General features: G+C 60.3%; 9 protein-coding genes. 6 read left to right on the top strand and 3 right to left on the bottom strand.

Annotated elements, in window-relative coordinates; translation table 11 throughout:
- Positions 1 to 138: 138 nt before the first annotated feature.
- From infA to aat, 3 genes are all read right to left on the bottom strand, one after another.
- Positions 139 to 357 carry a translation initiation factor IF-1 gene (gene infA / locus ACW9HX_RS28365; protein WP_002553999.1) on the bottom strand — a complete coding sequence of 73 codons (219 nt, stop codon included), beginning with the start codon at positions 355 to 357 and terminating at the stop codon, positions 139 to 141.
- 112 nt (positions 358 to 469) lie between these two features.
- A complete protein-coding gene (locus tag ACW9HX_RS28360; RefSeq protein WP_096822650.1) occupies positions 470 to 1,177 on the bottom strand; it encodes an arginyltransferase in 708 nt (235 codons plus the stop codon).
- A gap of 58 nt (positions 1,178 to 1,235) precedes the next feature.
- On the bottom strand, positions 1,236 to 1,916 hold the full coding sequence (gene aat, locus ACW9HX_RS28355; RefSeq protein ID WP_457383119.1) for a leucyl/phenylalanyl-tRNA--protein transferase: 681 nt from the start codon (positions 1,914 to 1,916) through the stop codon (positions 1,236 to 1,238).
- A gap of 535 nt (positions 1,917 to 2,451) precedes the next feature.
- On the opposite strand from aat, the gene ACW9HX_RS28350 reads away from it, so the two are divergent.
- From ACW9HX_RS28350 to cysG, 6 genes are all read left to right on the top strand, one after another.
- Complete coding sequence (locus ACW9HX_RS28350; protein WP_457383118.1) at positions 2,452 to 4,860, top strand: DNA translocase FtsK; 2,409 nt, start codon at positions 2,452 to 2,454, stop codon at positions 4,858 to 4,860.
- 78 nt (positions 4,861 to 4,938) lie between these two features.
- Entirely contained in the window at positions 4,939 to 5,559 is a 621-nt protein-coding gene (gene lolA / locus ACW9HX_RS28345) for an outer membrane lipoprotein chaperone LolA (protein ID WP_007958184.1), read from the top strand.
- Positions 5,560 to 5,583: 24 nt separating this feature from the next.
- A complete protein-coding gene (locus ACW9HX_RS28340) occupies positions 5,584 to 6,906 on the top strand; it encodes a replication-associated recombination protein A (RefSeq protein ID WP_457383117.1) in 1,323 nt (440 codons plus the stop codon).
- Positions 6,906 to 7,280 (top strand): fluoride efflux transporter CrcB, encoded by a 375-nt coding sequence (crcB, locus tag ACW9HX_RS28335; RefSeq protein WP_457383116.1) that lies wholly within the window; start codon positions 6,906 to 6,908, stop codon positions 7,278 to 7,280. The genes ACW9HX_RS28340 and crcB overlap by 1 nt, the downstream gene beginning before the upstream one ends.
- 15 nt (positions 7,281 to 7,295) lie before the next feature.
- Positions 7,296 to 8,576, top strand: coding sequence for a serine--tRNA ligase (gene serS / locus ACW9HX_RS28330; protein ID WP_192558399.1), 1,281 nt, complete (start codon positions 7,296 to 7,298; stop codon positions 8,574 to 8,576).
- The gene (cysG, locus tag ACW9HX_RS28325; RefSeq protein WP_457383115.1) at positions 8,577 to 9,971 is read left to right on the top strand and encodes a siroheme synthase CysG; all 1,395 of its coding nucleotides are present in this window, start codon (positions 8,577 to 8,579) and stop codon (positions 9,969 to 9,971) included.
- Positions 9,972 to 10,043 lie beyond the last annotated feature (72 nt).

Below are 10,043 nucleotides of genomic sequence, written 5' to 3'. Positions count from 1 at the left end.
CCGCCGTAAGGGCGGAACCCTAAGAAGCCGTTACCGCAGCAACGGATATACCCCCAAAACTCAAGCACAAACCCAAAACGCCAAATCCCGGACAAACAAAAACGCCCGGCATATGCCGGGCGTCTTGTATTGACTTGATTAGCGAGCGCGGTAAGTAATACGCCCTTTGCTCAAGTCATAGGGCGTCAGCTCGACGCGCACTTTGTCACCGGTAAGAATACGAATGTAGTTCTTGCGCATCTTGCCGGAGATATGCGCGGTTACGACGTGCCCATTTTCCAACTCCACACGAAACATGGTGTTGGGCAGGGTGTCGACGACAGTGCCTTCCATTTCGAAGCTGTCTTCTTTCGACATGCAGTAAAGCCCTCGGTGTCCAATGAATGGCCCGGTGCAACTGCGCCAGGCAAAAGCGGCGTGCATTGTGCCCGAAAAATGGGGTTTACGCCAAGGGGTTTAGGGCTCGCATTCAGTTCAGGATGACCCAGCGCTGATTAATCAGCAGTTCGATCGGTCGATATTGGGTCTTGTAGTTCATCTTTTTGCAGTTTTTGATCCAGTAACCCAGGTACACCGCCTCGAGCCCCAGCCGCTGGGCCTCGCCGATCTGCCAGAGAATGGCGTAGCGTCCCAGGCTGCGGCGCTCTTCCTCAGGTTCGTAAAAGGTATAGACCGCCGACAGGCCGTTGGGCAGCAGATCGGTGACGGCGACCGCCAGTAACCGTCCGTCGAGCCGGAACTCGTAGAAGCGCGAGAAGGGCAGATCGCGAACCAGAAAAGTCGAGAATTGATCACGGCTCGGCGGGTACATATCGCCGTCGGCATGGCGCTGTTCGATGTAGCGCTGATAGAGATCGAAATATTCTTCGCTGAAACCAGGCTTGACCGGGCGCACCTGCAAGTCGGCATTGCGTTTGAAAATGCGCTTTTGCTGCCGATTGGGATTGAACTGCGCCACCGGAATGCGCGCAGGCACGCAGGCATTGCAGTTCTGGCAATGCGGGCGGTACAGGTGGTCGCCGCTGCGACGAAAGCCCATTTCCGACAGGTCTGCGTAGACATGCACATCCATGGGCTGGCTCGGATCGAGAAACAGGGTCGTGGCCTGCTCCTCGGGCAGATAACTGCAAGAGTGAGGCTGAGTGGCATAAAACTTCAACCGCGCCAACTCGGTCATGATCAACCCTCGGGGGTAAGCTGGTGAATTAAGTGTAAGCCACGCGCGCAAAAGTCGCTCAGCAAACCCAGGTGGCAAGATTGGGTTGATCGAGGTGCCGGGCCAGATATTCGGCAAATGCGGGGCGGGAAATCGCACGGGCACCGAGGCTGTGCAGATGATCGGTAGGCATCTGGCAGTCGATCAGCACGAAACCCGAGTCTTTCAAGTGTCGCACCAGGGTGGCAAAGCCGTACTTGGAGGCGTTGTCGGCGCGACTGAACATTGACTCGCCAAAAAACAATTGGCCCATCGCCAGGCCGTAGAGTCCGCCGACCAGTTCGCCCTGATCCCATACTTCCACCGAATGGGCGAAGCCGCGCTGGTGCAGTTCGACGTAGGCGTCCTGCATGGCCTGGGTGATCCAGGTGCCATCGGCGTAATCCCGTGGCGCGGCGCAGGCGCGGATGACGGCTGGGAAATCCTGATCGAAGGTCACTTGGTAGCGTTGCTGGCGCAGTAGTTTGCCGAGGCTGCGCGAGACATGCAGTTCGTCGGGAAACAACACGGTGCGCGGGTCCGGCGACCACCAGAGGATGGGCTGGCCTTCGGAGAACCACGGAAAGCAGCCATGGCGATAGGCCTGAATCAAACGATCGGCGGACAGATCGCCACCGGCCGCCAGCAATCCGTTGGGATCGCGCATGGCCTTTTCCAGTGGCGGGAAAGTCAGTGAATTGCGTTGTAACCAAGTCAGCATGGCGTCCGGGCTTGCAGAAGGGGAGGGCGGTGGGCCGTCGGGCCCGTTACGAAGTGTGCCGTTAAATAACGCGAATGTCCTCCCGAACCTGCTCGATGATTGCGCTGCTGCAACTTGGTCGGGTGGATGCGGTCGTAGACGGGCGTCGAGCGCGAATGTGCAAGGTGTTCGGGAATGCGTCGAGCAGGGGGCAATTGGCCGTCATTAGCGATCAGATGTGCACGCTTCGCTACGTTCATCAAATACACCTCATAAGCCTTTGTCACAAAAGACAATGCATGCTCAAATTGCGTCGCAGGTTTTGTCTGCTTGGCTATGCTTGAACTTGGAGTTCGAAGCATGGCATCGAACGCGCAAACCCGTACAATGCCGGGCTGTTACAGAATATTCGCAGTGTGCCGTGTTTATAAAAGACGGGGTGCAGTGTTAAAAGTAGTCTCAGTTGCGCCCGTCAATTTTTTACCTGCCTGGATTGGGCAGTTTTTTATCGTCATTCAATAGATGGACGCGCCTCTGGCGCAGGAAAAGAAGCGTTTTGAAGAAATCCACCGCAGCACCAAAAACAGTCGTTCCGCTCTGGCGCCAGCAATTGCACTACCGACTCAAGGAAGGTGCATTGATCGCCATCGGTGCCTTGTGCCTGTTCCTGATGATGGCCTTGCTGACTTACGGCAAGGACGATCCGGGCTGGAGCCACAACAGCAAGATCGACGACGTGCAGAATTTCGGCGGTCCGGCGGGCTCCTACAGCGCCGATATTCTATTCATGGTGCTGGGTTACTTCGCGTACATCTTCCCGTTGCTGCTGGCGATCAAGGCGTATCAGATCTTTCGTCAGCGTCACGAACCATGGCAGTGGAGCGGCTGGCTGTTCTCCTGGCGCCTGATCGGTCTGGTGTTTCTGGTGTTGTCCGGTGCTGCGCTGGCGCACATCCACTTCCATGCCGCCACCGCTTTGCCGGCCGGCGCGGGTGGCGCGCTGGGTGAAAGTCTCGGTGATCTGGCCCGCAACGCGCTGAATATTCAGGGCAGCACATTGCTGTTCATCGCGCTGTTCCTGTTCGGCCTGACGGTGTTCACCGACCTGTCGTGGTTCAAGGTGATGGATGTCACCGGCAAGATCACCCTCGACCTGTTCGAGCTGTTCCAGGGCGCGGTCAACCGCTGGTGGTCGGCGCGTACCGAGCGCAAGCAACTGGTCGCGCAATTGCGTGAAGTCGATGAACGCGTGCACGACGTGGTTGCCCCGACCGTCACTGACAAACGCGAGCAGGCCAAGGTCAAGGAACGTCTGATCGAGCGCGAGCAGGCCCTGAGCAAACACATGTCCGAGCGCGAGAAACAGGTTCCGCCGGTCATCGCTCCAGCCCCGGTCAAGGCGCCGGAGCCAAGCAAGCGAGTGCAGAAAGAGAAGCAGGTGCCGTTGTTCGTCGATAGCGCCGTTGAAGGCACCTTGCCGCCAATCTCGATCCTCGATCCTGCGGAAAAGAAACAACTCAACTACTCGCCCGAGTCCCTGGCAGCGGTGGGCCACTTGCTGGAGATCAAGCTCAAGGAGTTCGGCGTCGAAGTCACTGTGGACTCGATCCATCCCGGCCCGGTCATTACCCGTTACGAAATTCAGCCTGCTGCGGGCGTAAAGGTCAGCCGTATCGCCAACCTGGCGAAGGACCTTGCGCGTTCGCTGGCCGTGACCAGTGTGCGGGTGGTGGAAGTGATTCCGGGCAAGACCACGGTCGGTATCGAGATCCCCAACGAAGACCGCCAGATCGTGCGCTTCTCCGAAGTGCTGTCGACGCCTGAGTACGACAACTTCAAGTCGCCGGTCACCCTGGCCCTGGGCCACGACATCGGTGGCAAACCGGTCATCACTGACCTGGCGAAGATGCCTCACCTTCTGGTGGCCGGTACGACCGGTTCCGGTAAGTCGGTGGGCGTGAACGCGATGATTCTGTCGATCCTGTTCAAGTCCGGCCCGGACGACGCCAAGCTGATCATGATCGACCCTAAGATGTTGGAACTGTCGATCTACGAAGGCATTCCGCACCTGTTGTGCCCGGTAGTGACGGACATGAAAGACGCGGCCAACGCCCTGCGCTGGAGCGTTGCCGAGATGGAGCGTCGCTACAAGCTGATGGCGAAGATGGGCGTGCGAAACCTGTCCGGCTTCAACGCCAAGGTCAAGGAAGCCCAGGACGCCGGCGAGCCGTTGAGCGATCCGCTGTACAAACGCGAAAGCATCCACGATGAAGCGCCGCTGTTGCAGAAGCTGCCGACCATCGTCGTGGTCGTGGACGAATTCGCCGACATGATGATGATCGTCGGCAAGAAGGTTGAAGAACTGATCGCCCGTATCGCCCAGAAAGCGCGGGCCGCGGGTATTCACCTGATCCTCGCGACCCAGCGACCATCGGTGGACGTGATCACCGGTCTGATCAAGGCCAACATCCCGACCCGAATGGCGTTCCAGGTATCGAGCAAGATCGACTCCCGGACCATCATCGACCAGGGTGGCGCCGAACAACTGCTCGGTCACGGTGACATGCTCTACATGCCGCCGGGCACCAGCCTGCCGATCCGGGTTCATGGCGCCTTCGTGTCCGACGATGAAGTGCATCGGGTGGTGGAAGCCTGGAAACTGCGCGGCGCGCCGGAATACAACGACGACATCCTCAACGGCGTCGAAGAGGCGGGCAGTGGTTTCGAAGGCAGCAGCGGCGGTGGTGATGGCGATGATCCGGAAGCCGACGCGCTCTACGACGAAGCCGTGCAGTTCGTATTGGAAAGTCGCCGTGCCTCCATCTCCGCTGTACAGCGCAAGCTGAAGATCGGTTACAACCGTGCCGCGCGCATGATCGAAGCCATGGAAATGGCCGGGGTCGTGACGTCCATGAACACCAACGGTTCCCGCGAAGTCCTTGCCCCAGGCCCGGTACGCGACTGATTCGATACCCTGATTCACATGTAAAGGACGGTGCATGAGGCGCCGTCCACTTTCCCACGAGTATTCAAGAGGAATCCCATGCGTCTTATCCGCATGCTGCTGCCAGTACTGGCTCTGACCACCCTCACGGCTCACGCCGATGACAAGGATGTGGCACGCCTGACCCAATTGCTGGAAACATCCAAGACCCTGACCGCGAACTTCTCCCAGCTCACTCTCGACGGCAGCGGCACCCAGTTGCAGGAAACCACTGGCGACATGACTCTGCAGCGTCCGGGCCTGTTCTACTGGCACACCAATGCGCCCGCCGAGCAGACCATGGTGTCCGACGGCAAGAAGGTCACCCTGTGGGACCCGGACCTGGAACAGGCCACCATCAAGAAACTCGATGAGCGCCTGACCCAGACCCCGGCCCTGTTGCTGTCCGGTGATGTGTCGAAAATCAGCCAGAGCTTCGACATCAGCGCGAAAGAGGCGGGCGGCGTGATCGACTTCACCCTGAAGCCGAAAACCAAGGACACCCTGTTCGACAGCCTGCGCCTGTCGTTCCGCAACGGTCTGGTCAATGACATGCAACTGATCGACAGCGTCGGCCAGCGCACCAACATCCTGTTCACCGGGGTGAAGGCCAACGAAGCGGTCCCGGCATCGAAATTCAAGTTCGACATCCCCAAGGGTGCCGATGTGATCCAGGAATAAACACAGAGGTTTCAACGGTACGTGATGGATCTGTTTCGCAGTGCACCGATTGCCCAGCCACTGGCCGCCCGCTTGCGGGCGACCAATCTGGATGAGTACGTCGGTCAGGAACACGTGCTCGCTCGCGGCAAACCACTGCGCGAAGCGCTGGAGCAGGGTGCCCTGCATTCGATGATCTTCTGGGGCCCGCCGGGCGTGGGCAAAACCACCCTGGCGCGGTTGCTGGCGGAAGTCTCGGATGCGCATTTCGAAACGGTCTCGGCCGTATTGGCCGGGGTAAAGGAAATCCGTCAGGCGGTGGAAATCGCCAAGCAGCAGGCCGGCCAGTACGGCAAGCGTACTATCCTGTTTGTCGACGAAGTTCACCGCTTCAACAAGTCCCAGCAGGACGCTTTTCTGCCTTACGTTGAAGACGGCACGCTGATCTTCATCGGGGCCACTACCGAAAACCCTTCCTTTGAATTGAACAACGCGTTGCTGTCACGGGCACGAGTCTACGTACTCAAGAGCCTGGACGAGGCGGCGCTGCGCAAACTGGTGCACCGTGCACTCACCGAAGAGCGTGGCCTGGGCAAGCGTCACCTGACTCTGAGTGATGAAGGCTTCCAGATGTTGTTGTCCGCCGCCGATGGCGATGGCCGGCGCCTGCTGAACCTTTTGGAAAACGCCTCGGACCTGGCCGACGACCACAGCGAGATGGGCACCGAGCTGCTGCAAAGCTTGCTCGGCGACACCCGTCGGCGGTTCGACAAGGGCGGCGAAGCGTTCTACGACCAGATATCCGCATTGCACAAATCGGTGCGCGGTTCGAACCCGGACGGCGCGCTGTACTGGTTTGCGCGGATGATCGACGGCGGATGCGATCCGCTGTACCTGGCCCGACGCGTGGTGCGCATGGCCAGCGAAGACATCGGCAATGCCGACCCGCGCGCCCTGAGTTTGTGCCTTGCAGCATGGGAAGTGCAGGAGCGTCTCGGCAGCCCCGAGGGCGAGCTCGCCGTGGCCCAGGCCATTACGTATCTGGCTTGCGCTCCGAAAAGCAACGCGGTGTACATGGGCTTCAAGACCGCGCTGCGGGCTGCTGCCGAACATGGCTCGCTGGAAGTGCCGCTGCATTTGCGCAACGCACCGACCAAACTGATGAAACAACTGGGTTATGGCGACGAGTACCGCTATGCCCACGATGAACCGGACGCCTACGCGGCCGGCGAAGACTACTTTCCGGAAGAGCTCGACCCTATCCCGTTCTATCAACCGGTGCCCCGTGGCCTGGAGTTGAAGATCGGCGAGAAGCTCAACCACCTCGCCCAACTTGATCGTTTAAGCCCCCGACAGCGGAGAAAATAGTGATTCCACTGATTGTTGCGGTCTCGGTCGGCGGGATTGCAGGTACCTTGTTGCGGTTCGCCACGGGCAACTGGATCAACGCCAATTGGCCGCGGCACTTCTATACCGCGACGCTGGCCGTTAATATCGTGGGCTGCCTGTTGATCGGCGTGTTGTACGGCCTGTTTTTGATACGCCCGGAAGTGCCCATTGAGGTGCGCGCCGGGTTGATGGTCGGCTTCCTCGGGGGGCTGACGACTTTTTCATCTTTTTCACTGGATACGGTGCGCCTGCTGGAAAGCGGGCAAGTGCCGCTGGCCCTGGGCTATGCGGCCATCAGCGTATTCGGCGGGCTGCTCGCGACGTGGGCCGGCCTGTCCCTGACCAAACTTTGATAACGAGAAACCGACATGCTCGATTCCAAACTGTTACGTAGCAACCTTCAGGACGTAGCGGACCGCCTGGCTTCCCGTGGCTTTGCCCTGGATGTCGCGCGCATCGAAGCGCTGGAAGAACAGCGCAAGACCGTCCAGACCCGCACCGAAGCACTGCAGGCTGAGCGTAACGCGCGTTCCAAATCCATCGGTCAGGCCAAGCAGCGCGGCGAAGACATCGCGCCGCTGATGGCGGACGTCGAGCGCATGGCGGGTGAACTGAGCGCCGGTAAAGTCGAGCTGGACGCGATCCAGACCGAACTGGATTCGATCCTGCTGGGCATTCCGAATCTGCCTCACGAATCGGTACCGGTCGGTGAAGATGAAGACGGCAACGTCGAAGTCCGCCGCTGGGGCACCCCGACTGCCTTCGACTTCCCGGTTCAGGACCACGTGGCCCTGGGCGAGAAGTTCGGCTGGCTCGACTTCGAAACTGCGGCCAAGCTGTCCGGCGCACGTTTCGCGCTGCTGCGTGGCCCGATTGCCCGTCTGCACCGCGCACTGGCGCAGTTCATGATCAACCTGCACGTCACCGAGCACGGCTACGAAGAGGCTTACACGCCTTATCTGGTTCAGGCCCCGGCGCTGCAAGGCACCGGTCAATTGCCGAAGTTCGAAGAAGACCTGTTCAAGATCGCCCGCGAAGGCGAAGCCGATCTGTACCTGATCCCGACCGCCGAAGTGTCGCTGACCAACATCGTGGCCGGTGAAATCGTCGATTCGAAACAGCTGCCGATCAAGTTCGTTGCCCACACCCCGTGCTTCCGCAGCGAAGCCGGTGCGTCGGGTCGTGACACTCGAGGCATGATCCGTCAGCACCAGTTCGACAAGGTCGAGATGGTCCAGATCGTCGAGCCGTCGACGTCTATGGACGCGCTGGAAAGCCTGACTGCCAACGCCGAGAAAGTCCTGCAACTGCTGGGCCTGCCTTACCGTACCCTGGCGCTGTGCACCGGCGACATGGGCTTCAGCGCGGTCAAGACGTACGACCTGGAAGTGTGGATCCCGAGCCAGGACAAATACCGTGAAATCTCGTCGTGCTCCAACTGCGGCGACTTCCAGGCCCGCCGCATGCAGGCGCGTTTCCGTAATCCGGAAACCGGCAAGCCTGAGCTGGTTCACACACTGAACGGTTCCGGTCTGGCGGTCGGTCGTACGCTGGTTGCCGTGCTGGAAAACTACCAGCAGGCCGACGGTTCGATCCGAGTCCCGGATGTGCTGAAACCGTACATGGGTGGCCTTGAGGTCATCGGCTAAATGAAATATCTGCCGCTGTTTCACAACCTGCGCGGCAGTCGTGTGTTGGTTGTCGGTGGGGGGGAAATTGCCTTGCGCAAATCCCGCCTGCTGGCCGATGCCGGTGCGCTGCTGCAGGTGGTCGCACCTGAAATCGAAGCGCAACTGCGTGAGCTGGTTTCCACCAGTGGTGGTGAATGCCGGTTGCGTGGTTACGTAGAGTCGGATCTGGACGGTTGCGGGCTGATCATTGCCGCCACCGACGATGAAGCCTTGAACGCGCAAGTCTCCGCCGATGCCCATCGGCGCTGCGTGCCGGTCAACGTGGTGGATGCGCCGGCGCTGTGCAGCGTGATCTTCCCGGCGATCGTCGATCGTTCACCGCTGATCATCGCGGTCTCCAGTGGCGGCGATGCACCCGTGCTGGCCCGGCTGATCCGCGCCAAGATCGAAACCTGGATTCCCTCGACCTACGGACATCTGGCCGGTCTGGCCGCGCGGTTTCGCGATCAGGTCAAAGGTCTGTTCCCTGATGTGCAGCAGCGGCGGGGATTTTGGGAAGACGTGTTCCAGGGGCCGATTGCCGACCGTCAACTGGCCGGACAGGGCGCCGAAGCCGAACGTTTGCTGCAAGCCAAGATTGACGGCGAAGCCATGGTCACGACCGGTGAGGTGTATCTGGTGGGCGCAGGGCCGGGTGATCCGGATCTGCTGACCTTCCGCGCCTTGCGCCTGATGCAGCAAGCCGACGTGGTGCTGTACGACCGCCTGGTGGCGCCGGCGATTCTTGAGCTGTGCCGTCGCGACGCCGAACGCGTTTACGTCGGCAAGCGCCGCGCCGATCACGCCGTGCCGCAGGATCAGATCAACCAGCAACTGGTGGATCTGGCCAAGGCTGGCAAGCGCGTGGTGCGGTTGAAGGGCGGCGATCCGTTCATCTTCGGCCGTGGCGGCGAAGAGATCGAGGAACTGGCGGCCCATGGCATCCCGTTCCAGGTGGTGCCAGGCATCACGGCGGCCAGCGGTTGCGCGGCGTATGCCGGGATTCCGCTGACCCATCGCGATTACGCGCAGTCGGTGCGTTTCGTCACGGGTCACTTGAAGGACGGTTCCACCGATTTGCCGTGGGCCGACCTCGTCGCGCCGGCGCAGACGCTGGTGTTCTACATGGGCCTGGTGGGGTTGCCGATCATCTGCGAGCAGTTGATCAAGCATGGTCGTGCAGCCGATACCCCGGCAGCGCTGATCCAGCAGGGCACCACGGTCAATCAGCGGGTCTTCACCGGCACGCTGGCCGACCTGCCGCGTCTGGTGGCGGAGCATGAAGTCCATGCGCCGACGCTGGTGATCGTCGGCGAAGTAGTGCAACTACGCGAGAAGCTGGCGTGGTTCGAAGGGGCTCAGGCGCAGGTCTGACAACCGAGTAGCCCCATTCGCGAGCAGGCTCGCTCCCACATTGGATCTGTGTCGTTCACAAATCTCCTTTGG

It is taken from the genome of Pseudomonas sp. SDO52101_S400 (assembly GCF_054071635.1).
The sequence above is the reverse complement of the archived record's forward strand: the minus strand, read 5'-3'. Positions and strand labels throughout refer to the sequence as shown.